The sequence below is a fragment of the Moraxella sp. K23 genome (assembly GCF_041154765.1).
Taxonomy (GTDB): domain Bacteria; phylum Pseudomonadota; class Gammaproteobacteria; order Pseudomonadales; family Moraxellaceae; genus Faucicola; species Faucicola tetraodonis.
Window position 1 is genome coordinate 13,105 of record NZ_AP031596.1, and the last position, 26,024, is coordinate 39,128.

General features: G+C 41.2%; 28 protein-coding genes and 2 pseudogenes. 24 read left to right on the top strand and 6 right to left on the bottom strand.

Annotated elements, in window-relative coordinates:
• The first annotated feature begins 14 nt into the window (after positions 1-14).
• From nhaA to ACAM37_RS10995, 5 genes and pseudogenes are all read left to right on the top strand, one after another.
• Positions 15-1,202: a Na+/H+ antiporter NhaA gene (nhaA, locus tag ACAM37_RS10975; protein WP_036604826.1), complete on the top strand. Its 1,188-nt coding sequence runs from the start codon at positions 15-17 to the stop codon at positions 1,200-1,202.
• A gap of 88 nt (positions 1,203-1,290) precedes the next feature.
• A pseudogene (locus ACAM37_RS10980) lies at positions 1,291-1,389 on the top strand (calcium/sodium antiporter); the annotation flags it as partial.
• Between the two features lie 29 nt (positions 1,390-1,418).
• Positions 1,419-1,931 carry a recombinase family protein gene (locus ACAM37_RS10985; RefSeq protein ID WP_264755059.1) on the top strand — a complete coding sequence of 171 codons (513 nt, stop codon included), beginning with the start codon at positions 1,419-1,421 and terminating at the stop codon, positions 1,929-1,931.
• A gap of 103 nt (positions 1,932-2,034) precedes the next feature.
• The gene (locus ACAM37_RS10990; RefSeq protein ID WP_099808677.1) at positions 2,035-2,349 is read left to right on the top strand and encodes a type II toxin-antitoxin system RelE/ParE family toxin; all 315 of its coding nucleotides are present in this window, start codon (positions 2,035-2,037) and stop codon (positions 2,347-2,349) included.
• 2 nt (positions 2,350-2,351) lie between these two features.
• Positions 2,352-2,684 carry a type II toxin-antitoxin system MqsA family antitoxin gene (locus tag ACAM37_RS10995; RefSeq protein WP_065253217.1) on the top strand — a complete coding sequence of 111 codons (333 nt, stop codon included), beginning with the start codon at positions 2,352-2,354 and terminating at the stop codon, positions 2,682-2,684.
• 343 nt (positions 2,685-3,027) lie between these two features.
• On the opposite strand, the gene lgt is transcribed toward ACAM37_RS10995, so the two are convergent.
• The 3 genes from lgt to ACAM37_RS11010 all read right to left on the bottom strand — a co-directional run bounded on the left by lgt (position 3,028) and on the right by ACAM37_RS11010 (position 6,304).
• Positions 3,028-3,912: a prolipoprotein diacylglyceryl transferase gene (gene lgt, locus ACAM37_RS11000; RefSeq protein ID WP_096489774.1), complete on the bottom strand. Its 885-nt coding sequence runs from the start codon at positions 3,910-3,912 to the stop codon at positions 3,028-3,030.
• A gap of 183 nt (positions 3,913-4,095) precedes the next feature.
• A complete protein-coding gene (locus ACAM37_RS11005) occupies positions 4,096-5,568 on the bottom strand; it encodes an ATP-binding protein (protein ID WP_219300491.1) in 1,473 nt (490 codons plus the stop codon).
• Between the two features lies 1 nt (position 5,569).
• Complete coding sequence (locus ACAM37_RS11010) at positions 5,570-6,304, bottom strand: heavy metal response regulator transcription factor (protein WP_201666703.1); 735 nt, start codon at positions 6,302-6,304, stop codon at positions 5,570-5,572.
• Positions 6,305-6,805: 501 nt separating this feature from the next.
• On the opposite strand from ACAM37_RS11010, the gene ACAM37_RS11015 reads away from it, so the two are divergent.
• From ACAM37_RS11015 to tatC, 10 genes are all read left to right on the top strand, one after another.
• The gene (locus tag ACAM37_RS11015; RefSeq protein ID WP_065253219.1) at positions 6,806-7,078 is read left to right on the top strand and encodes a hypothetical protein; all 273 of its coding nucleotides are present in this window, start codon (positions 6,806-6,808) and stop codon (positions 7,076-7,078) included.
• Between the two features lie 61 nt (positions 7,079-7,139).
• Positions 7,140-7,730 carry a c-type cytochrome gene (locus ACAM37_RS11020; RefSeq protein WP_099834547.1) on the top strand — a complete coding sequence of 197 codons (591 nt, stop codon included), beginning with the start codon at positions 7,140-7,142 and terminating at the stop codon, positions 7,728-7,730.
• A gap of 165 nt (positions 7,731-7,895) precedes the next feature.
• The gene (locus tag ACAM37_RS11025) at positions 7,896-8,534 is read left to right on the top strand and encodes a DUF411 domain-containing protein (RefSeq protein ID WP_369626884.1); all 639 of its coding nucleotides are present in this window, start codon (positions 7,896-7,898) and stop codon (positions 8,532-8,534) included.
• Positions 8,535-8,628: 94 nt separating this feature from the next.
• On the top strand, positions 8,629-10,335 hold the full coding sequence (locus ACAM37_RS11030; RefSeq protein ID WP_160001745.1) for a copper resistance system multicopper oxidase: 1,707 nt from the start codon (positions 8,629-8,631) through the stop codon (positions 10,333-10,335).
• 31 nt (positions 10,336-10,366) lie between these two features.
• A complete protein-coding gene (locus tag ACAM37_RS11035; protein ID WP_369626885.1) occupies positions 10,367-11,491 on the top strand; it encodes a copper resistance protein B in 1,125 nt (374 codons plus the stop codon).
• Positions 11,492-11,518: 27 nt separating this feature from the next.
• On the top strand, positions 11,519-12,004 hold the full coding sequence (locus ACAM37_RS11040; RefSeq protein WP_060995563.1) for a DUF305 domain-containing protein: 486 nt from the start codon (positions 11,519-11,521) through the stop codon (positions 12,002-12,004).
• A 303-nt stretch (positions 12,005-12,307) separates the two neighbouring features.
• Positions 12,308-14,917 carry a copper-transporting P-type ATPase gene (locus tag ACAM37_RS11045; protein WP_369626886.1) on the top strand — a complete coding sequence of 870 codons (2,610 nt, stop codon included), beginning with the start codon at positions 12,308-12,310 and terminating at the stop codon, positions 14,915-14,917.
• Positions 14,918-14,997: 80 nt separating this feature from the next.
• Positions 14,998-15,282 (top strand): Sec-independent protein translocase subunit TatA, encoded by a 285-nt coding sequence (tatA, locus tag ACAM37_RS11050; RefSeq protein WP_011959992.1) that lies wholly within the window; start codon positions 14,998-15,000, stop codon positions 15,280-15,282.
• A gap of 55 nt (positions 15,283-15,337) precedes the next feature.
• Positions 15,338-15,724 carry a Sec-independent protein translocase protein TatB gene (gene tatB, locus ACAM37_RS11055; RefSeq protein ID WP_099808687.1) on the top strand — a complete coding sequence of 129 codons (387 nt, stop codon included), beginning with the start codon at positions 15,338-15,340 and terminating at the stop codon, positions 15,722-15,724.
• On the top strand, positions 15,721-16,590 hold the full coding sequence (gene tatC, locus ACAM37_RS11060) for a twin-arginine translocase subunit TatC (RefSeq protein WP_011959994.1): 870 nt from the start codon (positions 15,721-15,723) through the stop codon (positions 16,588-16,590). The genes tatB and tatC overlap by 4 nt, the downstream gene beginning before the upstream one ends.
• A gap of 241 nt (positions 16,591-16,831) precedes the next feature.
• Here tatC and ACAM37_RS11065 read toward each other — a convergent pair whose 3' ends face one another.
• Both ACAM37_RS11065 and ACAM37_RS11070 read right to left on the bottom strand, forming a co-directional pair.
• Positions 16,832-17,350 (bottom strand): IS630 family transposase, encoded by a 519-nt coding sequence (locus ACAM37_RS11065; protein WP_369625809.1) that lies wholly within the window; start codon positions 17,348-17,350, stop codon positions 16,832-16,834.
• Between the two features lie 20 nt (positions 17,351-17,370).
• Entirely contained in the window at positions 17,371-17,751 is a 381-nt protein-coding gene (locus ACAM37_RS11070; protein WP_095357001.1) for a helix-turn-helix domain-containing protein, read from the bottom strand.
• Between the two features lie 129 nt (positions 17,752-17,880).
• Between ACAM37_RS11070 and ACAM37_RS11075 the strand changes: the two genes are divergently transcribed.
• On the top strand, positions 17,881-18,957 hold the full coding sequence (locus ACAM37_RS11075; RefSeq protein ID WP_369626887.1) for an ATP-grasp domain-containing protein: 1,077 nt from the start codon (positions 17,881-17,883) through the stop codon (positions 18,955-18,957).
• A 658-nt stretch (positions 18,958-19,615) separates the two neighbouring features.
• Here the strand turns inward: ACAM37_RS11075 and ACAM37_RS12240 are convergent.
• Positions 19,616-19,732: a transposase-like zinc-binding domain-containing protein gene (locus tag ACAM37_RS12240; protein ID WP_418001145.1), complete on the bottom strand. Its 117-nt coding sequence runs from the start codon at positions 19,730-19,732 to the stop codon at positions 19,616-19,618.
• Between the two features lie 75 nt (positions 19,733-19,807).
• Here ACAM37_RS12240 and ACAM37_RS11085 point away from each other — a divergent pair, with 75 nt between their 5' ends.
• From ACAM37_RS11085 to ACAM37_RS11120, 8 genes and pseudogenes are all read left to right on the top strand, one after another.
• Positions 19,808-20,638: a cation efflux transmembrane domain-containing protein gene (locus ACAM37_RS11085; protein ID WP_128681863.1), complete on the top strand. Its 831-nt coding sequence runs from the start codon at positions 19,808-19,810 to the stop codon at positions 20,636-20,638.
• A 99-nt stretch (positions 20,639-20,737) separates the two neighbouring features.
• Complete coding sequence (locus ACAM37_RS11090; RefSeq protein WP_256713876.1) at positions 20,738-20,863, top strand: hypothetical protein; 126 nt, start codon at positions 20,738-20,740, stop codon at positions 20,861-20,863.
• An 89-nt stretch (positions 20,864-20,952) separates the two neighbouring features.
• Positions 20,953-21,087 carry a hypothetical protein gene (locus ACAM37_RS11095; protein ID WP_257619763.1) on the top strand — a complete coding sequence of 45 codons (135 nt, stop codon included), beginning with the start codon at positions 20,953-20,955 and terminating at the stop codon, positions 21,085-21,087.
• A 3-nt stretch (positions 21,088-21,090) separates the two neighbouring features.
• Entirely contained in the window at positions 21,091-21,255 is a 165-nt protein-coding gene (locus tag ACAM37_RS11100) for a hypothetical protein (RefSeq protein ID WP_257619762.1), read from the top strand.
• A gap of 12 nt (positions 21,256-21,267) precedes the next feature.
• Positions 21,268-21,432 (top strand): annotated as a pseudogene (locus ACAM37_RS11105) (helix-turn-helix domain-containing protein); the annotation flags it as partial.
• A gap of 722 nt (positions 21,433-22,154) precedes the next feature.
• Positions 22,155-23,156 carry a TerC family protein gene (locus ACAM37_RS11110; RefSeq protein WP_060994617.1) on the top strand — a complete coding sequence of 334 codons (1,002 nt, stop codon included), beginning with the start codon at positions 22,155-22,157 and terminating at the stop codon, positions 23,154-23,156.
• Between the two features lie 81 nt (positions 23,157-23,237).
• On the top strand, positions 23,238-23,717 hold the full coding sequence (locus ACAM37_RS11115) for a YqhA family protein (RefSeq protein ID WP_095356921.1): 480 nt from the start codon (positions 23,238-23,240) through the stop codon (positions 23,715-23,717).
• A gap of 362 nt (positions 23,718-24,079) precedes the next feature.
• Complete coding sequence (locus ACAM37_RS11120) at positions 24,080-25,633, top strand: TerC family protein (protein ID WP_369626888.1); 1,554 nt, start codon at positions 24,080-24,082, stop codon at positions 25,631-25,633.
• Positions 25,634-26,024: the final 391 nt, after the last annotated feature.

A 26,024-nucleotide genomic window follows, 5' to 3' on the forward strand; every position in this document is an offset into this window, starting at 1 on the left:
TATTAGGAGGGTCTATGAGTAATTTTCAGCAAACGCTTAAGCGGTTTTTTGCGATGGATGCAGCGGCTGGTATTGTTTTAGCCATCGCTGCACTACTGGCAATGATTGTTGCCAATTCGCCATTGCAAGAAAGCTATGAGCATTTATTGCATTTTCCGATTGCGATAAGTTTTGGTGATTTCGTGGTGAAACACCATTTGCTTCATTGGATTAATGATGGGTTAATGGCAGTGTTTTTCTTTTTAGTGGGGCTTGAGCTTAAACGTGAAATGATGGTAGGGGAATTGTCCAACCCACGCAACATCATTTTACCTGCACTCGCTGCCATGGGTGGCATGGTGTTTCCTGCCTTAATTTATTTGATGTTTAACTACCAAAACCCTGATTTTGCTAAGGGTTGGGCGATTCCTGCGGCCACGGATATCGCCTTTGCGTTGGGGGTATTAACCTTACTGGGTAGCCGAGTGCCGCTGTCGCTTAAAGTGTTTTTAACCTCAATTGCGATTTTCGATGATATTGGGGCGATTTTAATCATTGCTTTGTTTTATTCCAGTGGGTTAAACCTAGCCGCCTTAGGGGTTGCCGCTTTAACGCTTGCAGTATTGTTTATCATGAATCGTTTTAATGTCACTCGTATTTCTGCGTATGTCATTATTGGATTGGTGTTATGGGTGGCGATGCTTGAATCGGGTATTCATGCCACGATTGCTGGGGTATTGCTGGCGATGTTTATCCCAATGACTGATTCGGCAAACCCTAAAATCTCACCGTTAAAAGAACTTGAGCATGATTTGCATCATACAGTGAGCTTTTTGATTTTGCCCGTATTTGCCTTTGCCAATGCAGGGATCCATTTTGGGGGAGCGGAAGGAGGCTTTATGGCGTCACTCACCCACCCTGTGTCATTGGGCATTATCATGGGATTGCTAGTCGGTAAAATGCTGGGTGTGATGTTATTTAGTTGGCTTGGGGTTAAGCTAAAGCTCGCCAATCTGCCACAAGGCATGAACTGGGGTCAAGTAATTGGTGTCGCTGCCCTATGTGGCATTGGATTTACCATGAGTTTATTTATCGGGAGCTTGGCGTTCGCAGGATTGGAGATTAAACCGTTTGATGAGCGATTAGGGATTGTCATGGGTTCAGTTTTAGCAGGCATTATCGGTTATTTTTATCTGAATAAGACATTGCCAAAACAAGCCTAGCCTTTAACTATCCTATACCTAAAATGCGTTTTTATCATTGATAGCGGTAAAAACGCATTTTTTAATTGAATAGCAAAGTGAGTTTTTTATGTTGATTGCGATTGTGGCATTTTTAGTGGGGCTAGCTATACTGGTGTGGAGTGCCAACGTGTTTATTGATGGGGCAACGGATTTGGCCGTCAAGTTGATGCGTTAAAAGAAATCGGCTGTGAGCGAATTTTTGAAGACAAAGCATCAGGCAGTAATTCCCAACGTAAAGGATTGGATGATTGTCTCAACTATTTACGAAAAGGCGATGTGCTTGTTGTTTTGGATTTAGATCGGTTAGGGCGGTTAGCCAGTGACTTGATAAAGTTGATTGATGAACTGGCTGAAAATGGCATTGGCTTTAAAGCGATTAATTCACCGATGGATACCACCACCCCTGCAGGTCGGGCGTTTTTACAAATTCAAGCCGCTTTTGCTGAGATGGAGCGTAATATTATCCGCCAGCGGGTGAAAGAGGGGATTGCCGCTGCTAGGGCTCGAGGACGAAAAGGGGGACGACCTAGAATTATGACGGCTGAGAAACTTCGTTATGCTCAGCATCTGATGCAAGACCAAACCAAAAGCATTCCTGCGATTTGCAGGGAGCTTGGTGATATTCCCAGCAGTACGCTGTACCACTATGTGACGGCGAAAGGGGAGTTGAAGAAGGCAGGGGTGGATTTAATAAGCAAACTCGATTAATTTCAAAATTTTGGGAAGTTTCAATTTTTCAGGATTCTAAAATCGATTGTTAACTAGTAGATTTAGTATTATAATGCAATGTATCATATATTAAAGGTTTACTATGTATACGGTCGTCGAAACGGAAAGCTTTAAAGTTGAGATTGCTCACTTGTTAGATTTGGATGATCGATTGGCTTTCTTTACTTACCTTTCACAAAATCCATTAAAGGGTGATGTGATTCAACATGGCAAAGGTTTACGTAAAATTCGTTGGGCAACCAGTGGTAAAGGCAAGTCGGGTGGGGTTCGAGTTATCTACTACAATATGCTGGATGATGGACTGATAGTTTGTCTAGCTGTGTATGCGAAAAATGAAAAAGAAAACATTTCTGCCAAAGAATTAAAATCTTTGAAAAATGAAAAGCAAGGAAACTAATTATGAAACCTGTTAATTTCTCTGACGTAGATATTGCCAATATTGTCGAGGCAGTGATTCAAGATGATCCTGATGCGATTGTGATTAAGGACAGTTTAGCCAAATCACTTTCTCAATTACGAGAAGGACGGTATGCACCCGTATCGGAAGTCAGCCAAGTTCGTCAAAAGACAGGCTTGTCGCAAAGTCAATTTGCCAAGTCATTGGGGATTTCAGTCAATACTTTAAAGTCTTGGGAGCAAGGTCAGCGTAAACCGAGCGGTTCAGCTCAAGTCTTGCTTAAGTTATTGGGCAAAAAACCTGAGTTAATTGATGAGATTGCTCATTTGGCATAGTACTTGAGCCATTCTAGTAACTACCCTTCTTTGAGTGTAATTGAAATTTTCTCATAGGGTCTATTTACATATTTATTAGATACTGATTTGTAGACAGGTTAATTTACAAAAATAGAGGCGATTTGCCTCTGTTTTTTCGCCTAAATGGAAGTGTCCAAAAAACCAACGTTTTTTAGACACCTTGACCTTTATCAATTTTAAAAATACTCGACTAAATTCCTTAACGTACTATTTTCTCCGAATTCTGGGGTAACCCCTAACATAGGTATTAATTCTGCAAATGGAATGTATCTTGTTAGAACTGCATTTATATTTATTTGTTCATGCACCTCGATACTTATTTCTAATATGCAGGCTGCTTACCCCAATCATAAATACCGCGTTTGTAAGCATAAATCAGCATGATTAAGCCGGCGATAATCATCGGCGCGCTTAAGATTTGCCCTTTGGTCATCCAACCTAATAATATGAATCCTTGGTCAGCATCTGGCTGGCGGAAGAATTCAATGATAAAGCGGCTGATGCCATAGCCTAGTAAGAATACAGCGGAGGCGGCCATACGTGGACGTGGTTTTGATGAATACCACCATAAGAATATAAATAGCAGCAGACCTTCGGCAAAGGCTTCATATAGCTGTGATGGATGACGAGGCAATATGTATTGACCATTGACTTCAATCATCAATTCTTGCAATTGTGGATTGCTCTGTAATTGCTCCATATCAAACGCCGCGGCTTGCGGAAAGTAGGTCAGCCAGTTATAGCCACCGTCTGAGACGCGACCCCATAATTCGCCATTGATATAGTTGCCGATACGCCCAAACAGTAAGCCGGTTGGTACACAAGGAACGATAAAATCGAATACTTGAAAGGTAGTCTTTTTATATTTACGGGCAAAGAACCACATACCTAGCATGACGCCGATAAAGCCGCCGTGGAAAGACATACCGCCTTCCCAGACTTTTAATATATAGGCAGGGTTTTGGAGTAATTCACCGAACTGATAAAACAGCACATAGCCAATACGACCGCCTAAGATGACACCAAGCGCGCCATAAAAGACTAAGTCAGAGACCATGTCGGTGGTCCAATTGTCGCGTTTGGTACTGCGATACCAAGCCAAACCGTAAGCGGCAGCAAAGGCTAGCAAATACATTAGCCCATACCAGTGCACTTCCAATGGACCCAAGGAAAGCGCTACGGGATCATACTGAGGATGAATCATCATAAAGGCATCATAATTATTGGTAATAGAATGTATGAAATAGGCTTATATAAGAAATTTTTTGTCCAACAATTGAAAAGTACAACTATCGCAAGTCAGAATCTCATCTTATGGATAGAGAGACCTTCCAAGTAAACTCGCCTTCGACCTAATCTGAGCGGTTCATAGACAGTATGAAGGTATTTACTACCTGGCAATCAACAACTTTACAGCAACCTCAAAAAGACACTCATCTTTGATAGTAATACTAACTTTGCCATTATGAGCATTGGCGATAGCTTGCACAATAGATAAGCCTAAGCCTGTTCCTGAATGCATCGTATTCGTTTTATCATGACGATAGAATCGCTCAAACAGTTTATCGGCTTCAATCTGATTTAATGGTTTGTCTAGACGGTTGGTCATAGTTATTCTTAACCAGAGCTGCTCTGGGGATTGAATATCGTCTTTTGGCGCATTAAGCGAGGTGCTTGAAGTGAGGACAGTAGCGGATATCATAATAGTGCTATTACTAGCCGCATAATAAATCGCATTTGACATCAGGTTGGCAAACAGCCGTTGCAATAAGCCTTTATCACCTAGTACTGTTTTAAAATCACCCGATTTTTCAAAGATTATCTCACGATCCTCAGCAATCATCTCATAATAATCTATAAGCTTTGTGATCAAGCTCTCTATATCGACATGACTGATTTGCGAATCACTCAGCTCTTTTTGAGTTTTTGCCAGTAATAACATATCGTTAATCATGGCGGATAACTGCTTTAACGTATCATGCTGATGATGCAATTGCTCAATGTATTCGTCGCTTTCTCTTGGCTTAGTTAACATGACTTGCGTTTGCGTACTCAGCGTCGCTATTGGCGTACGTAGCTCATGGGCGATATTGTCTGAAAACCGTGATAATGATTCAAAGTTACTTTCAAGCTTGACCATCATAGAATTATAAGACTCCGTTAGTGGACGTAATTCTAACGGCATATCGCCAACCACAATTCTTTCATCTAACCTTTGAAGATTAATGCCTTTCATCTTTTGTACGATAGTAGCTAGGGGAGCAAAACCCCAGTGTACACTTAGTGCTGCTACTGAAACCAATAATAAGGTAATGGCGATAAGTATCAAGCTCAGCTGGCGATTAAACTGGATAAGATATTGATGATGCACATCGATAGGTAGAGCAATAAATGCCAAAACCTCTTGATGTGTAATGATAATGGCTCGGTAATGCCTATTATTTATCTTGATCATAAACTGCTGATCGCGATAGTCCTGCAATAGTTGTAACAAGCTAAAATCTGCCGGTAGATCATTGATGAAATTACTGGGATCGCTGGACAATAAATTGCCGTTTTTGTCTGATATTAACGTTTTTAAATCATAGTCTAACCAAGAAGAATGTGGATGATTGGCATCAATTAGCGCTTGCGACTTTGACACTGTAAAAGGTTCTATGTGATCGTTAAAATTCACCATGCGTTTACGCAGGTTAAAAGCTACATGGGTAATAATCTCTGAGTCCATTTGCTCAAAGTGCTCGTTAACAGAGCGCTGAACCCATATATAAATAACAACTTGAGAGATAACAACAAATATTGTCAGTAAAAAAACAGTACGCCATAACAAAGGCCAGCGTCGATTCTTAAATTTATCTCTCATTTTATTTTAGATCATCTTTGTTGGTGTCATCGTCGCCCATGCTACTGTCTGCTCCGACATTCAGTGGCTCTAATCGATAGCCCATACCGCGTACTGTGTGAATAAGCTTGGTGTCAAAACCATCATCGATTTTTATCCGTAGCCGTCTTATAGCGACGTCAATGACATTTGTATCACTGTCAAAATTTATGTCCCATACTTGTGAGGCAATCACAGTGCGTGGCAGTACCTCACCTTGACGTTCTAAGAAAAGTTGTAATAAAGCAAATTCTTTAGCAGTCAATTTTATGTTGGTATCGCCTCTATATACAGTGCGTTTAGCAATATCCATTTTTAGGTCAGCCATATGTATGACAGAGCTTTTATAGTCTGATTGATTGGCACGCCGCAATAGGCTTTTTATTCGGACAATTAGCTCGGCAAAAGCAAAAGGTTTGGTCAGATAATCATCGCCACCAATTTCAATGCCCTTAATCCGATCGCTTAAATCATCTTTAGCGGTTAAAAATAAAACAGGCGTATGCTTTCCAGCAGCACGGTAGCGCTGTATCAGCTCAAAGCCGCTGACGTCAGGCAGCATCACATCCATCACCACCACACTAAAATCTTCAGTCATCAACGCATGATAGCCATCTAAACCTGTCATGTGATGATCCACGATGAAACCGGCCTCAGTTAAGCCTTTCTTAATATATTCTCCAAGGTTTTTCTCATCTTCTACTAACAGTACTTTCATCGTTGTTTACCTTTATATCATTATAGTTGTCAACAGCGTATCACTAACATTGTTAGCTTATCAGCCATATATTTATCAGGAACCCTTGTTATAACAGTGTTCTTTGGATAGAGACAGATGCTGGTATTTGGTTTTAATGACAAGAAGATGACAATATTAGGCTGTCCCTAACGAACATGTAATATCCGTGTCATCTAGCTGTCAGCCACCATTTAGTATTCTAAATCAACGCCGCATAGAGGTTTGTCTCTGATACAGACCATCTCTACGAGCAACATTTGCAGTCTGAAAAGTATTTTTTGAAAAAATATGGTAGCGATCGTGATACAAATGCTGAAGCCATATTAAATGAATATATCGCGCATTAAAATCTAAAGCGGTAAGAATGACAGCATTGTAATCTTAACGTCATCTACCAGTCAGAATGATTAATATATCATTTAGGCTAGTTTAACAGCTATTGAACTCAATAGTCTTTAATCCAAACAATAGGAGTTAATCATGTCACAATTTAAATTACTGTCTAAATCAATCGCAATGACGGCCATCGCTCTTGTCGTATCGACCTCAGCTATGGCGCATGATCCTAAAATGCATGATGAAAAAGATCAAATGAACTGTGAAAAGATGAAAAAGCATATGGATATGATGGGAAAAATGGATCATAGCAAGATGGACATGAGCGATCCTGCTATGAAAGCAATGATGGCTAACATGGGTAAAATGAAGCAAATGTACCAAAAACACTGCGTTACTAACGACAGTAAATCTTAAAAATTTTAGCTCTGTTAAATAGCAGTCAACACTTAACGGAAATAAATTTATAGGAAAACATATGAAATTTTTATTGGGTGCGCTCTTTACTGTATTTGTGGCAATCGTTAGCGTGTTTGCGATTGTTACCAGTGGCGTTGTCTATGTGGGAGCTGACCAAGAGCATAGCCCAATGATTTTTAGCTTTTTGGAAACCGCTCGCAATCGTTCCATAGCAAATGCCAGTAAAGATATTGTGGTACCAGATTTAGAGAAGGTCGATATCAGCTCTGGGGGCGCGGACTATAAAGATATGTGTGCAGGCTGTCACTTATCTCCGGGAGTGGACAAAACTGACTTTAGCGAAAACTTATATCCAAAGCCACCTAACTTCACTAAGGCTGAGATCGTCAAACGTTATCAAACAGCGGACGGTGCAAAGCAAAGCTTTTGGGCAATCAAACACGGAATTATGGCTTCGGGAATGCCTGCATGGGGCGCCTCTCATGATGACGCTAGAATGTGGGCAATGGTTGCTTTTATCAGATCGTTACCTAAATTAGATGAAGCTCAGTACACGATGCTAACCACTAGGATAGATGACGATATGATGGACATGTCATTTGATGGTGATATGAATATGTCGGATGATGGATCTGGAATGCAGCATTAATACTTTCTAGATATGAAAGCCTCCCAACTCACGGTTGTCGCTATCACCAATGTAGTACTAAACAGTGCTACATTTAATGTTTTTAGTTAAGTACATAAGAATTCAAATATAGGGTGTAAGTTTTTAGAATAGCGAGCATAACAATAGACGTTTAGGATTAATTTAATGAGACATTACACACATGTGTTTTCTAATGGACATAACTGGTTATCCGGTCGTGTCCTTTTATTGGTGGTGACATCGTCACTCTCGTTAACGCTAGCCGCTTGCAGCCAATCTAATATCAGTGGCTCTGATTCTCAACCAGTACAGGTTGAACAGTCTGCTGCCCAGAATGCACAAGTACAGAATGAAAGTTCTGCTCCTGCAAATGCTCCCGTTAACAGCTCGTCATCATTACTCAAAAACGTCTCAGCCACGGTTTATAAAGATGCCAACTGCGGCTGCTGCAAAGAATGGGTAGGCTATGCAGAAGGTAATGGATTAAACGCAACCACGCACGATGTTGCAGATCTATCCTTATTTAAGGAGCGTTATGGCGTACCACAGCAAATGCGTTCTTGTCATACCACCGTTACCACCGACGGTTTTGTCTTTGAAGGGCATGTCCCTGCTAAACACATGGCTGAATTCTTAGCAAATCCTCCTGCACAAGCTATTGGACTTGCTGTACCGAGTATGCCGGTTGGTAGCCCCGGTATGGAGTATGAAGGTAAATTCATGCCTTATAAGGTAATGCAGCTTAATAAAGACGGCACCACAGAAGTCTATGCTGCTATTGAGTCTCCTCAGCAGCAGCTGTAGTGTTGGCTTAGATGTGAATAGATTCTGTTAAATATCGAAAATATTATAACTATAAGCTTAACCACCATCTCTCAAATTAAATAAGGTTATCATTATGAATAAAAAGAACATACTGAACCGCCGACGTTTTTTAACCGGATCCTCTGCTGTCCTTGGTGCCTCCTTGATGCCGACTATTGCTAGTAGCGCATTGGGACAATCGAGTCGCTCAGGCAGTCAGGGCGCTACTATTAATAGTGATCAAAACGTTCATAAAGTACCTGTATTGACAGGGAAAGAGTTTGATTTATACGTCAGTAAACAGTCCGCTATTGTGAACGGCAAAAAGAGCATGGCGACGCTCATCAATGATTCACTACCAGCACCGACGCTAAAAATGCGTGAAGGCGATACGGTGGTGATACGTGTTCATAATCAGATGGATGAATCAACCTCTATCCATTGGCATGGACTACTAGTACCGTTTGAGATGGATGGGGTGCCGGGCATTAGCTTTGATGGCATTCCTGCGAACAGCACCTTTACTTATAAATTCAAATTAAAACAATCAGGCACTTATTGGTATCACTCACACAGTGGGTTCCAAGAACAAACCGGTATGCTGGGTGCCATTGTGATTGAACCTAAAGGGCGTGAGCGTCATCCTATCGACGAAGACCATGTGATCGTGCTTAGTGATTGGACCAGCCGCAACCCGCATAATCTCTTGAAGCTGCTCAAACAGCGCGCCGACTTTGACAACTACCATCTACCAGACTTCAAAAAACTGCTTGCTGATATTGCCGAAACGGATATGAAAACCGCGTTTGATAAGCGCAAAATGTGGAATCAGATGCGCATGATGCCCACTGATTTTACGGACTTGTCGGGTGAAAACACATTTACCTACCTTATCAATGGCAAAACGACCGCAGCTAATTGGGCACAAATCGTCAAAGCAGGACAGCGCGTTAAATTACGCTTTATCAATGCCTCAGCACAAACTATCTTTGATGTGCGCATACCCGGTCTCAAAATGACTGTGGTGGCAACCGATGGCATTGATGTCGCCCCAGTTGCGATTGATGACTTTCGCATTGGCGTGGCTGAAACCTATGATGTCATTGTCACCCCGACCAAAGATGCGCATACCATATTTGCCCAAAACATAGACCGTTCGGGCTATGTCGCAGCAACGCTTGCCACCAAAGAAGGTGCTCGTGCGGCAACGCCTGCTATGGACAAAATTGAATGGCTCACCATGGCAGATATGATGGGTGCTATGGGTGCTAATGGTTATAAAGCTAAGCACGCTAAAACAGAATATGACTTTAAGTCTGATATGCGTGTGGACAGTCCACGTATGAACCTTGACGATCCAGGTATCAACCTGCGCAATATTAATAGAGAGGTATTGAATTATAGTCAGCTACGCTCTGTCGATGAGGCAATATTTGCGGAGCAGCGCAAGCCTACCCGAGAGATCGAGCTACATTTAACCGGTAACATGGAGCGCTATATTTGGGCGTTTGATGGGGTTAAGTTCAGTGAGGCCACGCCGGTCAATATCAAGCCGGGTGAGCGCGTGCGTATTACCTTAGTCAATGACACGATGATGAATCATCCGATGCATTTACATGGGATGTGGAGCGATTTGCGCATGCCTAACGGCGAGTTTCAGGTGCGCAAGCATACTATGATGGTGCAACCGGCACAAAAAATTAGCTTTGATGTCACAGGAGAAGCTGGTCGATGGGCATGGCATTGTCATCTGCTCTATCACATGGAAGCCGGTATGTTTAGAGAAGTGGCGGTCGTTTAAGCAAATCTTTGATGGTTAAGTGAGAGATGAGATGAAAATACATAAAGTAGGTTTACGGTTCGCCGGGGTATCATCATTGGTATTACTAGCATCATCATTTGCTAATGCTGCTGACCCGTCCACGGTTAAAAAAGACATAACTATGTCAGGCATGGACCACAGCAAAATGGACATGTCGGATATGGATCATAGCAAAATGGATATGTCTGGTATGGACATGTCGGATATGGATCACAGTGGCATGGATATGTCAGGCATGGATCATAGCAAAATGGATATGTCAGGTATGGATCATAGCAAAATGGATATGTCAGGCATGGACCATGGCAGTATGGATATGTCAGGTATGGACCATAGCAAAATGGATATGTCAGGCATGGACCATGGCAAAATGGATATGTCAGGCATGGACCATGGCAAAATGGATATGTCTGGTATGCAAGGTGGTAAAGCTCCAGCTGATGCTCGCAGTCCTGACTATTCAAACGGCGTTCCCTATGGACGCTATGGTCAGCCTATGATGATGGGTGATATGCCGTTATGGGGTGTTTCTGTAGAACAGTTGGGCTATCAGTTTGATGACGATCAGATTAACTATGAGGTGGATGCTTGGTATGGAAAAGATGAGCGACGCCTAGCTGTACGCAGCGAAGGTAGTGTTCAGACTAAGGACGATAAAAAAATTGATAGTCTGACCTCACTGGCTTATTGGAAGCCGCTAAGTATTTTTTGGAATGGTGAAGCAGGTGTCGCTTATGATACCAAAAACGATAAGGCTGCCCTTATGGCGGGTATCGTAGGTACTGCACCATACTTTGTTGAAACAGATGCAAGAGCCTATCTCTATACTGATGGTCAAGTACGTCTTGACTTAGGTACGGCATATGAGTGGCGTTTGACTCAGCGTTGGGTTGTCAGACCAGAAGTAGGGCTGACAGCCTTTAGTAAAGACGATACTGATAACGGTATTGCTAAAGGGTTCAATGATTTTGACGCTGAAGTTAGATTAATGTACGAGACTTTAAATCGTCAACTTGCACCTTACGTCGGTGTGAGCTATGAGACGGCTCTTGGCAGTGCGCGTGGCCAGCGGCGTCAAGAAAATGAATCGGTTGATAGCAGTAGTTTGACTGCCGGTGTTAAATTCTGGTTCTAACATTATTAAAATAATAAGGGGTATATTATGAATACTTCAAATCAAGGTAACATGAATCATCAACAGGGCATGAATCCTTATGTGAAGTTCACTTTGATGATTCTGACGTCTACGATTGTAATGTTTATCATGATGTATTTTAATACCTATCAGCTGGATCATGTTTATTTTAGTGAGACCCGAGCCTATATGGCATTATATATGGGCGCAGTCATGGCGATTATCATGCTCGCCTTTATGAGCAATATGTATAAAAAGACTAAGATTAATTTACTGGTTTATGGAATAAGTGTAGTAATGTTTGCTGTAGGTATTTGGGGTGTGCGTTCCCAAGCAACGGTTGATCAAGTCGATTGGATGCAAGCCATGATACCTCATCACTCGATTGCCATTTTGACGAGCTCAAGAGCAGATATTGAAGACCCTAGAGTACAACAGCTCGCTGACGATATTATTAAAGCGCAAAAGCGTGAAATCGCTGAGATGCAAGCGCTTATTGAAGAGCTCGAATAGACGGCTATATATAGAGGTATGGCAAGCTAAGAAATTGATTATGAAAAAATGGTGATACCTGGTATCAGCGCTATAGTCTTCGCTGGTACCTTTACCTTAAAAGGACAGATTGCACAGATAATTAATGTGATTTTTTACCTACCCCTTCAACTGCAGTAACTGCTCTTTGTTTTACTGTTCTTATTTCAAAACCTCTTATTCCTATATCGAAATGTTCAATATCTGTCGATTGCTATTTTTGAGTGATAGTGCTTTAAGAGTTGTACTTATTATCAATATTTATTGTCTTTAAGGAGTGGTTTTATGAAACATATTGCCGATGAAAAATCTATCAAAGGTGGTCAGTACGATAAAGTACCGGAAAATTATAGCGGTACGGTCTATATTTGTCCTATGCATCCAGAAGTAAGAGATGTTGAAAAAAGTGACTGCCCAATATGTGGCATGTTTCTTAAACCTGAAGACGAGGTTGCTGAATCCAACAACCATGAAGATAGTCATGCGCATTGTCATGGAGCGGATGCTAATAATAGTAATGAGGTAAATTCTGTCGAAGACGATAAGTACGACAAGATACCGGAAAATTATAGCGGTACGGTCTATATTTGTCCTATGCATCCAGAAGTAAGAGATGTTGAAAAAAGTGACTGCCCAATATGTGGCATGTTTCTTAAACCTGAAGACGAAGTTGCTAAAGATGATAGTCACGCTAGCTGTCATGGAAAGGATACTGATAGTAGCGGAGTAAAATCTGTTAAAGGCGGTAAATACGATAAAGTACCTGCTGATTACGATGGCACGGTATATACCTGTCCTATGCATCCTGAAGTGAGAGACGTTAGAAATAGCGGTTGTCCGATATGTGGTATGGCGCTTGAGCCCGAAACGCTTACTATCGGTGAAGAGGACACCTCAGAGCTTGACGACATGACTCGTCGTTTTTGGATCTGTACGGTACTCACTATACCGCTATTAATATATGTTATGAGCGGTATGTTTGGAGTTGACTTTAGTCAGTATGGTATACCTTCACAGGTTTTACAATGGGCTGAGTTGGTGCTTGCGACACCTGTAGTGCTTTGGGGGGCCGCCCCGTTTTTCGTTCGTGGCTGGCAGTCTATAAAAAGCCGCAATCTTAATATGTTTACTTTGATTGCGATAGGCGTAGGCGCTGCTTATGTTTTTAGTATTGTCGCGACCTTTTTTCCCAATATTTTCCCAGACAGTTTTAGAGACGCTAGTGGTCAAGTCGGAGTCTACTATGAAGCAGCAGCTGTCATTGTAACCTTAGTATTGTTGGGTCAAGTATTAGAGCTCAAAGCCAGAAGTCAAACTTCAGGTGCGATTAGAGCTTTGCTTGAGCTAGCACCACCAACCGCAAGACGTGTCGATGAAAACGGTGAAGAAGTCGAAGTCTCGCTTGATGAGGTTGTCACTGGCGATAAGCTACGGGTTAAACCAGGTGAGAAACTACCCGTAGACGGTACAGTGATCGATGGTAATAGTAATGTTGATGAATCAATGGTGACGGGTGAGCCAATCCCTGTATCAAAAGTAGCAGGAGATACAGTGACTGGTGGTACGGTAAATGGCACCGGAACGCTATTAGTCGAAGCGGTCAATGTTGGAGCAGATTCAGTATTATCTAAAATTGTACAAATGGTTGCTGAAGCCCAGCGTAGCCGCGCACCTATACAGAAATTGGTAGATAAGGTAGCTGGGTGGTTCGTACCGATCGTGCTTATTTGCTCCGTCATTACCTTTATTGTCTGGGCGATATTCGGCCCTGAGCCCGCTATGGCCTATGCTTTGGTTAACGCGATTGCGGTACTGATTATTGCTTGTCCTTGTGCCCTTGGTCTAGCGACGCCGATGTCCATTATGGTTGGTACCGGCAAAGGCGCGCAAAACGGCGTCCTCATCAAAAATGCTGAAGCGTTAGAGAGTATGGAAAAAGTCGATACCATTGTCGTCGACAAGACCGGAACACTGACCGCTGGTAAGCCCGAGCTTACCACAATTGATGCGCAGGTAGGTCAAGATGAAGACGAGTTCCTCGCATTGGTAGCCTCAGTAGAAAGCGCTAGCGAGCATCCTTTAGCAGAAGCTATCGTTAGAGCAGCTCAAGAAAGATCACTCATTATTCCTAAAGCTACTGACTTTAAGTCGATTACTGGCGAAGGCGTACAAGCCGTGGTCGATGGTAAGAAAGTCGCTATTGGTAACTCTAAGCTTATGGAAAGCCTAAATAGTTTTGATAATGAGCTGTCCACTAAAGCTGATGTCCGTAGAAAAGACGGTGAAACGGTAATGTTTGTGGCTATAGACGGTAAAGCTGCTGGTATTATTTCAGTTGCTGACCCTATTAAACCAAGCACTAAAGAGGCTATTTCACTGCTTCATGACGCAGGTTTAAAAGTTGTGATGCTAACCGGTGACAACGAAAAAACCGCGCAGGCAGTCGCCAATAAACTAGGTATTGATGAAGTTCATGCGGATGTCTCACCAGAGGATAAAAACCGTATCGTCAAAGAAATGCAAGACAGCGGTAAATTGGTCGCTATGGCGGGTGATGGTATCAACGACGCACCAGCGCTAGCGCAAGCTAATGTTGGTATCGCTATGGGAACCGGTACCGATGTGGCGATGGAGAGTGCGGGCATTACCCTGCTAAAAGGTGATTTAATGGGCATTGCCAAAGCTTATAAGCTTAGCCACGCCACCATGCGCAATATCAGACAGAATCTGTTTTTTGCCTTTATCTACAATGCACTTGGTGTTCCTATTGCCGCAGGTGTGCTCTATCCCATATTTGGGCTTCTGCTCAGTCCGATGATAGCAGCGGCAGCGATGAGCTTGTCGTCATTCTCGGTGATTGCTAACGCGCTGCGATTGCGCCGTTTGAAACTATAATTCTGGTACGGTAAAAAGTGTTCTAAAGTACACTGACACATACTGGTCTAAACAAGATCACAAAATATAAGGATACCGTTATGGGCAGCTTTTCTATTACACATTGGCTGATTTTATTGGTCGTAGTGGTGGTCGTATTTGGTACTGCCAAGCTTAAAAATGCAGGTAAAGATTTAGGCGGTGCGGTGAAGGGTTTTAAAGAAGCGGTCAAAGATGAAGAACCCGAGAATGCTCGCAAAAATCATGTGCTTAGCCATGAAAATAGTACGCCAGCTGCAAGTAATGATTTAAATACGCGTGTAGGTAATCAGGCTGATGATATGGAAATCAGCCCTATTTCCACTGATGACCAGCCTAAAGTATGAAGCGCGCCGCTTATAAATAGCGGTACTAAGTAGTCTATTAATATATGTGACTGTTATGTTTGATATTGGGTTTTCCGAATTACTCTTGTTTGGCGTCATTGCTTTAATCGTATTGGGCCCAGAAAAACTGCCGCAAGCCGCACGTACCGCTGGGCAATGGTATGCCAAACTGCGCCGTACAGTATCCACCCTACAATCTGGAATAGAAGCTGAGCTTGATCTAGCTGAAACACGTCAACAAATGCAAAATGAACTTGCGAAAATCCGTCAGACCGAGTCGGATATGAAGCGCGAATTAGCAGAAATGCGTGGCAGTATGCAAAAGTTTGAGCAGTCACAGAACCAAAGCCTAGACGCTTCACATCAGTCAATCACCCCTTATGATAAAGACCATCAACAGAATACTACCTCCTCGTTCATTAAACAGGAGGCGGATCAGTGAGCCTATTTAAACGGCAAAAAAGTCGACAAGAAAAAATAACAGATATAGAGTTTGAGGCGCCAACAGATACAACACAGAATAGTGAGTCTGGAGATACGTTAGGTACGCTTGGCGATATGCCTATTACCGGACATTTAATCGAGCTGCGTACGCACTTAATAAGAATATGCGTGGTCGTCTTAATTATATTCTTAGTATTGGTGGGATTTTCACGCGAGCTTTATAATCTTTTATCAGACCCATTAGTGGCGCAGTTACCCATCAATTCGACCATGATTGCCACTGATATAACGTCAAACTTTATGGCACCCATTCGCTTAACGATATTCGTCGCCGCATTTTTAGCAATGCCTTATATCCTGTATCAAATTTGGTCATTTGTAGCTTCCGGCTTATATAAAAAAGAGAAGAAAATTGCCATTCCTGTACTGCTATCTTCGATATTTCTATTTTATGCGGGTGTTGCTTTTTCCTACTTTGTCGTACTCAAAGGGGTATTGAAATTTTTTATTATGTTCGCTCCGCAGAACGTTATACCAATGACCGATATTGACAGTTATCTGAGCTTTGCCCTCAAGCTATTTATGGTGTTTGGACTGACTTTTGAGATTCCAGTGGTTACCTTATTGCTGATAATGGCCGGAATCGTTTCTACTCAAATTTTAGAAGATAAGCGTCGTTATATCATAGTCGGCTGTTTTGGGATCGCCGCGGTAGTGACACCGCCTGATGGTGTATCAATGCTGTTGTTGGCGATTCCTATGTGGCTATTATTTGAGCTAGGTTTACTCTTAGCAAAGATATTAATTAAAAATGAACGAAATAATGATTTAGTCTCAGGGAATGAAACATTAGAAAGTAGCTAGCACTACTTAAACACGCCAAGAACCTTTTTTACTTTTTACTTTTTACTTTTTACTAGAGTATGTCAGCGTGAGTACTCTACTTAGCGACGGACTCTAAATGGAACACCCAACTAATAACAACGAAAAAAATGACGGTCTTGCAAATCGACTTAACCAAGAGTGCTACTGCATTACCCTTGATCGTAAAGCGCTTAATACAAGCCTTCAAGATCAATTGGTAGAAACTATAGTTAAAACCGAATTATACCAAGCAACTTTCAACACAATCCTTAAGCGTATCAAAATTGCTTAGCGTTAAACGAACCTTTTGCTTAATCACTGCCCACAACTGCTCAATTGGATTGAGTTCAGGTGAGTAAGGCGGTAAGTACGTCAGTTCAATATTATAAAGTTCCGCAATTTGCTTTAAATCGCCACCATGATGAAATCTGGCATTATCCAACACCAATACACGGTTTGGATAATTTCCCTTATCATCTTTTGGCAAATCTCGTCCCAACGTGTGTAGCCAGTTTTCAACTATCACACGGTTACAACCACCTTCAAAGGTAACAGGAGCGATGAGTTTAAAGTCCTTTAATCGCATGGCTCCCATTAAGTTTAAGCGTTTACCCTTATTGGCATCGATTTTGGCATAACAAGGCTTGCCAATAGGCGACCAACTGCGGGTGTAATATTGCCTTTGATAAAATCCTGTTTCATCCATAAATAGGATGTTGTCAGCGGTAAGGCTCAAGGTTAATAGCAGTAAACCCAGCATCAGTTTAAACCCAATTTGCTTTAGTAAATCGGCTTGCTTAAAGAGCGGGGTCTTTTTTTAAAACTCCATTTGATTCGACGTAAGGTTTGTAAAAAGGCGTTATAGGAAATATTGATATCAGGATGGTCTTTTAAGTATTGTTCTCTAAGCTGTTTTGCGGTGTCGAATTCCTGAGCGTTAACGTAGTCCTCAAAGGCGATTAGGTCTGTGATAATGTGTTTTACGCCAACAGGTGCAAAGGGTTTTGGCTTGGTATTCCCTTGTTCTTGATAGAGCTTTATCCAGTCATCAAGGGTGTTGCGGTTGATTTCAAACAACCTAGCTGTTTTGCTTTTGTTGCCTGTCTTTTGCCAGTGGTTGACGGCTCTGTCTCGTAAGTCTTGGTTGTATATTTTGGGCATGGTGGTATTGGTTTAAAATGCTTATTATATTACAGTTTTAACTATAGAAACAATCCAATAGGAGCGAACGAGCTTAATAAGCTTTTTTCAGCAACACCCGTGTTCGTTCCCAAAACAGAGATAGAGGCGATGGAGCGAATCGTCAGGGCTATCGAGTCAGCTGCCGAACTGCCATTGTATCAAGAGCAAGTGCTGTCGTGGGCACCAGAAATAGCTGCTTTCGACCCAGGCCCAATAGGGGCCCTCATGGGTTATGACTTTCACTTGGGTAGCGATGGACCTCAGCTCATCGAGGTCAATACTAATGCCGGTGGCGCATTTCTGAATGTGTTGCTCGCTCGCGCACAAAAACGCTGTTGCAACCCCTCAGAGCAAAGCGCTGCAACCAATCAAATGCTAGATAGGTTCGAGGAAGCAGTGTTTGACATGTTCAAACAGGAATGGCAGCGACAGTCCGCTGTTGCTATGCCCAATCGGATAGCCATTGTGGACAATGACCCCGAGAGTCAGTTCATGTTCTTAGAGTTTGAGTTAGCCTGTCAACTGCTCCAAGCTAGAGGTATTGATACTGTGATACTTGATCCCTCTGAACTCGAGTATATCGACGGTACGTTAACAGCCCATGGCCAGAAAATCGATATGATTTACAATCGGCTTGTCGACTTTGCATTTGAGGACCCTGACCATGTATTGCTTAAGCAGGCTTATTTAGAGGGTGCTGTGGTAGTGACACCCAATCCCCGCGTACATGCTATGTTGGCCAATAAGCAAAACCTGACATTGCTATCAGACTCCCAAATATTGCGCTCTTGGGGTCTGGATGAGGCTGCAGTGGAGTGCCTCCAAAGGTCTGTACCGAGGACTAAGATTGTATCAAGAGACGATGCAGCAGAGTTGTGGCTTACTCGGCGGCAACTGTTTTTTAAGCCAGTTGCTGGTCATGGAAGCAAAGGCGTTTATCGCGGTAGCAAACTGACTCGACGCGTCTTCGAAAACATTCTGGATGAAGATTATATCGCACAGACCTTTGTCCCTGCAGGAGAGAGATCACTCAAAATTGATGACATCGTAACAACAAGAAAGGTAGATATACGTCTTTATACGTATGGCGGAAAACTGTTACTACCTGCTGCGCGTGTGTATCAAGGTCAGGTGACTAACTTCCGTACGCCAGGCGGTGGATTCGCGCCTGTCTTTCAGGTGTGATCGTCTAGGTCTTATTTAGATGGCATTAGGCTGTTATAAGTCCGGTTAACTAATTCAATATTCTTCTTACCTAACAAAAGATGGTTGTATATTTATGATTGTCTATTACTTTCGGCACGCTTTTCAAAACACTTCGAAAACAATTGGAGCTAGAGATAGCAGTAAATGGGGTCAGCACAGAATTCGGAGGAAATAGTACGCTAAGGAATTTTGTTTATTAATAAGTTTATTAAAATCAAAGACTTATTTTTTACCCTTTGCCTTTTTAATAGAGATGAATAATATGCAATTTAATTAAGAGTATTTTCATAAATTTATTAAACAACAAACACATAAAATTCAATAAATGTACCTAGCGTACAATATGAACCGAATTCCGTGCTGACCCCTTTTACCGTCAGGCTGCCTGACATAATCTACCAAGTGTTTTTCTCCGTTCTTGACAGCAGAGGTCAGTTGTTCCAATGATGAGTTTTACCTATCACAGTAATTTAAATACTAAACAAATGTACTTACCACCCTATATGGTCCGTTTTCTGTGCTGACCCCAAAGAAAGCTAAATCAAAGGCTTTAAAGTGATTTTCCAGCTTTTTAGGAAAGTTACAACTTCGCCTAAATGCTCGCCTTACTCGATGTCTGATAATGCAATTATTACCTTCAATGCCTTTTGCAGTCTTTGTATTTATAGTTTCGCTTACCATAGCTTTTGAAACCATTTTTCTTTATATTGTCACTTAGACAGGCTGGGCATTTGATGTATAGTGTCATTTGCATTTCACTATTTATCAATTTCTCAGCCTGTTTTTTCCAGCCTACTTTTTGAACCACCACCCGGATATAAATGTAGCTATGAATAAAACAACTTTTAAAATATCAAAGATGGACTGCCCTTCGGAGGAAAACCTAATCCGAATGAAATTAGAGGGCCACTCGAATATTGAACATCTTGAGTTCGACATTCCTAACCGTCAATTAACTGTGTTTCATCATGACAATATAGAAGGGATAGAGACTGCTATTCATGACCTAAAATTAGGAGACACCCTACTCTCGACCGAAACCATTGACCCCTCTGATCCCAACAATAATTTTAAAGTTGATGCTGACTCTAGTCACAAAAAAGATGCTGAGCAAAGAAAGCTACTATGGATAGTGCTGGTCATTAACTTTGCTTTCTTTATTATTGAAATGAGCACGGGACTGATTTCTCGTTCGATGGGGTTGGTCGCCGACAGCTTAGATATGTTAGCAGATAGCTTCGTGTATGGAATTAGCTTATTTGCGGTCGGTGGAACGGTCATTAAGAAAAAACGGATTGCTAGAGTTGCCGGATATTTTCAAATTACGCTGGCGATTCTTGGTTTTTTAGAAGTACTAAGACGTTTCTTTGGCAATGAGCAGTTACCTGACTTTTCTACCATGATAGTCATATCGATTCTTGCGCTAATTGCAAACTCGATTTGCCTCTATTTACTACAAAAATCGAAAAGCAAAGAAGAAGCCCATATGCAAGCCAGTACGATTTTCACTTCAAACGATGTGATTATCAATTTAGGGGTAATTGTTGCAGGGATTTTGGTTAATTGGTTACACTCTAGTACGCCTGATTTGATTATTGGTAGCATCGTATTTGCTTTAGTTATTCAGGGCGCCTTTAGAATATTGAAGTTGAGTAAGTAGCCAAGCCTAATAACTGAAGCAAATAGCTCAAGTAAGTAGCTTAATTAAACCGCTAAGTGTAAAGTAACTGGGTTTGAAGCAAATAAACATCATAAGGATATGAGACCTCAAGCAATGATTGAACAAACTTTAAATCTAGTCACCACCAAAGACCATCAGCAAGTTGCCGTTTGGCGAATAATAGATGATGAAGTCTTTGATAAGAATCTGGTGGTGGTCAACTAATTTAGGACACTAATAAAATTCAAACCTACATGGGGTCAGCACAGAATTTGGAGAAAATAGCACGCTAAGGAAATTTGTTTGGTCTTTTTATGATTGAAAATACCGGCGTTCGTCTCATTTACTTTAATGTATTAGAAGATGGGCTGATTGTGATGTCTTACTTCTACGCAAAAAATGAACAAGAAAATATATCGCCAAGTGAGCTTCAAAAGCTAAAAAGATAACCGATGAAAACAAATTTTCCTAAAGACTTCGATATTGAAGCAGCTGTTCAAGCGATTATTGATGATGAACCTGATTTAGTCGCAGAGCGAGACAATCTGATTGAAGCATTGAACCAAATCAAAGCAGGTATCTTTGCACGTACGACAGACATATCAGATACGGCTTAAGTCCGTCATAAAGCGGGTTTATCGCAAAGTCAATTTGCCAAAATCCTAGGCATTTCGGTCAATACGTTAAAATCTTGGGAGCAAGGACAACGTAAACCCAGCGGTTCAGCTCAAGTTTTACTTAAATTATTAGGCAAAAAGCCTGAGTTAATTGATGAGATTGCTCATTTGGCGTAGTACTTGAAGCCTTTTAGTAACTACCCTTCGTTGATTTTAATTAAAATTTTCTAATAGGGCCTATCTATATATTTATTGGATGCTGATTTGTAGACAAGTTAATTGATAAAAATAGGGGCGATTTGCCCCTGTTTTTTCGCCTAAATAAAATTGTCTAAAAAACCCTCGTTTTTTGGACAAATTGAATCGTATCAACTTGGGGTCAGCACGTAATTCGGTTCATATTGTACGCTAGGTACATTTATTGAATTCTATGTGTTTGTTGTTTAATAAATTTATGAAAATACTCTTAATTAAATTGCATATTATTCATCTCTATTAAAAAGGCAAAGGGTAAAAAAATAAGTCTTTGATTTTAATAAACTTATTAATAAACAAAATTCCTTAGCGTACTATTTTCTCCGAATTCTGTGCTGACCCCTTCTATAATTATTTATATGCAACATATTGACTAATGATGTTGCTTAAAGTAAGCTAGCGTTACTCAAGGGGAGTAGCTTCTCACTTTATTAAGTTTGTGGCTTATCGTCATTACGTAAGGCATTGTTCAATTATTAGCCCTTATCGGTAAGTCAGCTATTGTCACAATAGTTAGCCAGACCTTGACTCGTTGTTAATCATTTGTGGTTAGCATGGGTCAAGGTTTTTCTGTTTTAGGCTAACCTTTTTCCATCGCTTCCATGACACTATCAATTTTTTGATGAGACGTTTAAGGAGCGATAATGTTACTTGCGAGTTTACCTGCCAACACCGAAGCGATAGCTATCGGCAGTCCGATGTTATACGCCGTGTTTTTTGCCATTGTGGCAACATTACTGTTAGTCGATTTTTTTACTTTTAAGACTCCGCCGCCAGGCGAATCCGTATCCATGAAACAGGCAGGGATTTGGAGTGCGATTTGGGTTGGTGTCTCTGTACTGTTTGCAGGTGGCTTATGGTGGTATCTAAACGGGTCGTTTGGCTCGGCAATCGCCAATCAAAAAGTCGGTGAATTCTTCACGGGTTATTTACTCGAAAAGTCACTCGCCATTGATAACGTGTTTGTGTGGCTCATGATTTTTGCGGCGTTTGCGGTGTCGCCTGCGATGCAGCGTAAAATTCTACTGTATGGCGTGATTGGTGCCATTGTCATGCGTACCGTGATGATTTTTGCGGGTGCGTGGCTGGTAAGTGAGTTTAGCTGGATTTTATATATATTTGGTGCCTTTTTGCTGTACACGGGTATCAAGATGTGGCAAAACCATGATGAACAAGAAGACCCAAAACAGTCAGGTTTGTATAAGTTTTTACAAAAACATTTGCGAATCAGTGATGATAGCCATGATGCATCGGGTCAAGAGCGATTTGTACTGGTTAAAAACGGCGTTAAGTATTTCACCCCATTAGCGGTGGTGCTGATTTTGGTGGAATTGTCGGATGTGATTTTTGCGGTGGATTCGATTCCCGCGATTTTTGCGGTAACCACCGACCCGTTTATTGTATTGACGGCAAATTTACTGGCGATTTTGGGTTTACGTGCGATGTTCTTCTTGTTGTCAGGCTTGGCGGATAAGTTCCATTTACTGCCGTATGCATTAAGCGTGATTTTAGTGTTTATCGGTGCCAAGATGCTACTGCTTGAGGTGTTTCACGTGCCGATGGCTATTTCACTCGGCTTTATCGCTACGGTATTAACGATAACGGCGATTTTGTCAGTGAAATTTCCGAATTTGGGTAAAGCATAGACCCGACGGTAATTACCGATTGCTAATGATCATGTTTAACTGTGATAAAATAAGCCTTTTTTACAAAGGCTTATTTTTTTTATGATGGAAAAGCTGTTTAAAAATAGCCGTTATTTGGTGTTTCTCACGATTATTGTGAGCCTACTCTCTTCAGTAACGCTGTATGTTGCTTCATTAAATATTATTTTTCATGTGCTATCCGACTTTATTACCAATCCCGCGGTTAAACCCCTTGATGGGCAGATTTTGGCGGTTAATCTGCTAAAGACGTTGGATATTTTATTGATTGCATTAAGTTTTCAGATGATTGCGATTGCCTATTACCGTTTATTTATCTCCAACAAACCTGCCCAAGAATCTCGTTTTTTAACTGTACTTGGCATTCATGATTTTCATGACTTAAAAATTAATTTGATGCAAGTATCGATGATCATTTTGGTGATTTTATTTTTGGAGCAAGCCGTTGAAAGTGGCGCTAATTTTAATACTTTTCTTTATGGAGCTGCCATTGCGATGGTGGTTGGGGCGATTGTGTTAGCGATTAAAAGTTTACGACATTAATAGTCGAACTGTTTAGTTACAAATTGCTTTAATTAATTTAAGCAACTATTTGCTTTTTAGTGTTGCTTAAAATATACTCATGATCATCAAGGGGAGTAACTTCCTGCTTTTTTAAGCTTGTGATTTATCGTCAATCCATGTGGATGTTACCATCCCATCGGTAAATCAGCTATGACCATTTAACCTTATTTAAAGGTTTCCCATAGTTAGCCAGACCTTGACTTGTCTTTTGCTAAGGTAAGAGGAGGTCAGGAAAACCGCTAACAACGCCCTATTTTATCCAACTTTCCCACCCAATCTGCCCTAGTCATTGACTCAACAATTTTAATGACTGATTAATTACTTAAAAGGGTATAGTTTCCATGATAGAACTATTGGCTGATCCATCGGTTTGGCTGGGTTTCTTCACACTTGTCATTCTAGAAATCGTTCTGGGTATCGACAATCTTGTTTTTATCGCCATTCTTGCCAACAAATTACCACCTCACCTGCGGGATAAAGCCCGTAACTTAGGCTTGACGTTAGCCTTAGTCATGCGACTCGGATTGTTGTTCGTGATGTCTTGGTTAATCACCTTGACCAATCCCATTGCGTTATTCGGTTCGCTCGATATCTCTGTTCGAGATTTAATTTTGATTGTCGGTGGTGTGTTCTTGTTGTTTAAAGCCACGGCAGAACTACATGAACGTATCGAAGGCAAACCTGAACACACCGGCGGTAAGCAAATTTACGCCAGTTTTACCGCTGTCGTCATACAGATTGTGATTTTAGATGCGGTATTCTCGTTTGATGCGGTGATTACGGCGGTCGGTATGGTAAAACAGCTTGAAGTGATGATGGCTGCCGTAATCGTTGCTATGGCGGTGATGCTATTTGCTTCAAAGCCGTTGACGAACTTTGTCGGTCGTCACCCAACTGTCGTGATTTTGTGTTTAAGCTTCCTGCTCATGATTGGCTTTAGCTTAATTGTTGAAGGTTTTGGTTTTCATTTACCCAAAGGCTATCTGTATGCGGCAATTGGTTTCTCAATCTTAATTGAAGCCTTTAACCAGTTTGCCCAACGTAACCGCACCAAATATGAAAATCGTGTACCACTACGTGAGCGTACCGCCGACAGTATTTTACGACTAATGGGTGGTAAAGCAGAGCCAAACAGTGAACTCGTTAGCGAAGATAGGCCATCTGATACGGAAGTCGCCTTTGTCCAAGAAGAACGCTATATGATTAGCAGCGTGTTAGCCCTAGGTGAGCGAGATATCGAAACAGTGATGACACCGAGCAATGACATTTCATGGGTCGATATCAATGGGTCGTTGGCTGATATCAAGACACAGGTGTTAAGTACCCCGCATAGCTTATTACCGATTTGCGATGGCTCAGTCGATAAAATCTTGGGTGTGGTGCGTTCTAAGAGTATTTTATCAACGCTTGAAACGATGACAGACGCTGATAAACAAGCCTTGTATGATTTGGCAAAACAGCACCAGCCCGTGTATGTGTCAGACACGATTGATAATTTGCATTTGATTAAGCTACTTAAAAATTCCAAAGGTAATTTAGCCATCGTGATTGATGAGTTTGGTCAAGTGTCAGGTTTGGTCACGCCGCTGGATTTGTTTGAAGCGATTGCTGGTGAGTTCCCTGACGAGGACGAATCACCAGAAATTACCCAGCATGATAATCATTGGTTGGTCGATGGTACCGCAAGCTTAGACCAGTTGCGCTTAGAACTCGATAACTCCGATTTGTTTGCGGATGCAGAGCAGTTGACGATTGGGGGTTATATGGGTGCGAATTTGCCCAATTTACCAAATATCAATGACAGTATTGAGGAAGATGGTTATCGCTTTACTGTTATCGAGATCTTCTCAAATCGGGTGATGTTGGTGAGAATTGAGCGAATGACTGATCAATAATTGTGTTGTGGTGTTAAAAAATAAGCCCCGAAATAGGGGCTTATTTTTTGATTTAATAAATGTTTAGCCAAACTTTGATAATGAATTAGTCAAAAAGGACTGTGCCCAATAAAAATAATTATTTTTCACCATTTTATAAATCAAAACCCATATCTATTAGATATACCACAGTCAATTCTCAATTAAGTAAAACACTTGTTCTTGTTGAAAATTATAACCGCTGGCTAATCAGCAGTTTTGTCGTATTTGGCGTTCAATAATAACCGCTATTATTTACTTTAATAAAAACATATCAATAATATTAATATAATTTTCTTTAAATAATTTTTAAAAAACTTAATTAAAATACTTTAGCCTGATATCAAATAACATAAGTTGTCGTAATTTTTTT

Coding starts and splice junctions, on each gene's coding strand:
- nhaA (WP_036604826.1), top strand. CDS start 15: ATGAGTAATTTTCAGCAAACGCTTAAGCGGTTTTTTGCGATGGATGCA.
- ACAM37_RS10990 (WP_099808677.1), top strand. CDS start 2,035: ATGTATACGGTCGTCGAAACGGAAAGCTTTAAAGTTGAGATTGCTCAC.
- ACAM37_RS10995 (WP_065253217.1), top strand. CDS start 2,352: ATGAAACCTGTTAATTTCTCTGACGTAGATATTGCCAATATTGTCGAG.
- lgt (WP_096489774.1), bottom strand. CDS start 3,912: ATGATGATTCATCCTCAGTATGATCCCGTAGCGCTTTCCTTGGGTCCA.
- ACAM37_RS11005 (WP_219300491.1), bottom strand. CDS start 5,568: ATGAGAGATAAATTTAAGAATCGACGCTGGCCTTTGTTATGGCGTACT.
- ACAM37_RS11010 (WP_201666703.1), bottom strand. CDS start 6,304: ATGAAAGTACTGTTAGTAGAAGATGAGAAAAACCTTGGAGAATATATT.
- ACAM37_RS11015 (WP_065253219.1), top strand. CDS start 6,806: ATGTCACAATTTAAATTACTGTCTAAATCAATCGCAATGACGGCCATC.
- ACAM37_RS11020 (WP_099834547.1), top strand. CDS start 7,140: ATGAAATTTTTATTGGGTGCGCTCTTTACTGTATTTGTGGCAATCGTT.
- ACAM37_RS11025 (WP_369626884.1), top strand. CDS start 7,896: ATGAGACATTACACACATGTGTTTTCTAATGGACATAACTGGTTATCC.
- ACAM37_RS11030 (WP_160001745.1), top strand. CDS start 8,629: ATGAATAAAAAGAACATACTGAACCGCCGACGTTTTTTAACCGGATCC.
- ACAM37_RS11035 (WP_369626885.1), top strand. CDS start 10,367: ATGAAAATACATAAAGTAGGTTTACGGTTCGCCGGGGTATCATCATTG.
- ACAM37_RS11040 (WP_060995563.1), top strand. CDS start 11,519: ATGAATACTTCAAATCAAGGTAACATGAATCATCAACAGGGCATGAAT.
- ACAM37_RS11045 (WP_369626886.1), top strand. CDS start 12,308: ATGAAACATATTGCCGATGAAAAATCTATCAAAGGTGGTCAGTACGAT.
- tatA (WP_011959992.1), top strand. CDS start 14,998: ATGGGCAGCTTTTCTATTACACATTGGCTGATTTTATTGGTCGTAGTG.
- tatB (WP_099808687.1), top strand. CDS start 15,338: ATGTTTGATATTGGGTTTTCCGAATTACTCTTGTTTGGCGTCATTGCT.
- ACAM37_RS11065 (WP_369625809.1), bottom strand. CDS start 17,350: ATGCTGGGTTTACTGCTATTAACCTTGAGCCTTACCGCTGACAACATC.
- ACAM37_RS11070 (WP_095357001.1), bottom strand. CDS start 17,751: ATGCCCAAAATATACAACCAAGACTTACGAGACAGAGCCGTCAACCAC.
- ACAM37_RS11075 (WP_369626887.1), top strand. CDS start 17,881: ATGGAGCGAATCGTCAGGGCTATCGAGTCAGCTGCCGAACTGCCATTG.
- ACAM37_RS12240 (WP_418001145.1), bottom strand. CDS start 19,732: ATGCAAATGACACTATACATCAAATGCCCAGCCTGTCTAAGTGACAAT.
- ACAM37_RS11085 (WP_128681863.1), top strand. CDS start 19,808: ATGAATAAAACAACTTTTAAAATATCAAAGATGGACTGCCCTTCGGAG.
- ACAM37_RS11090 (WP_256713876.1), top strand. CDS start 20,738: ATGAGACCTCAAGCAATGATTGAACAAACTTTAAATCTAGTCACCACC.
- ACAM37_RS11095 (WP_257619763.1), top strand. CDS start 20,953: ATGATTGAAAATACCGGCGTTCGTCTCATTTACTTTAATGTATTAGAA.
- ACAM37_RS11100 (WP_257619762.1), top strand. CDS start 21,091: ATGAAAACAAATTTTCCTAAAGACTTCGATATTGAAGCAGCTGTTCAA.
- ACAM37_RS11110 (WP_060994617.1), top strand. CDS start 22,155: ATGTTACTTGCGAGTTTACCTGCCAACACCGAAGCGATAGCTATCGGC.
- ACAM37_RS11115 (WP_095356921.1), top strand. CDS start 23,238: ATGATGGAAAAGCTGTTTAAAAATAGCCGTTATTTGGTGTTTCTCACG.
- ACAM37_RS11120 (WP_369626888.1), top strand. CDS start 24,080: ATGATAGAACTATTGGCTGATCCATCGGTTTGGCTGGGTTTCTTCACA.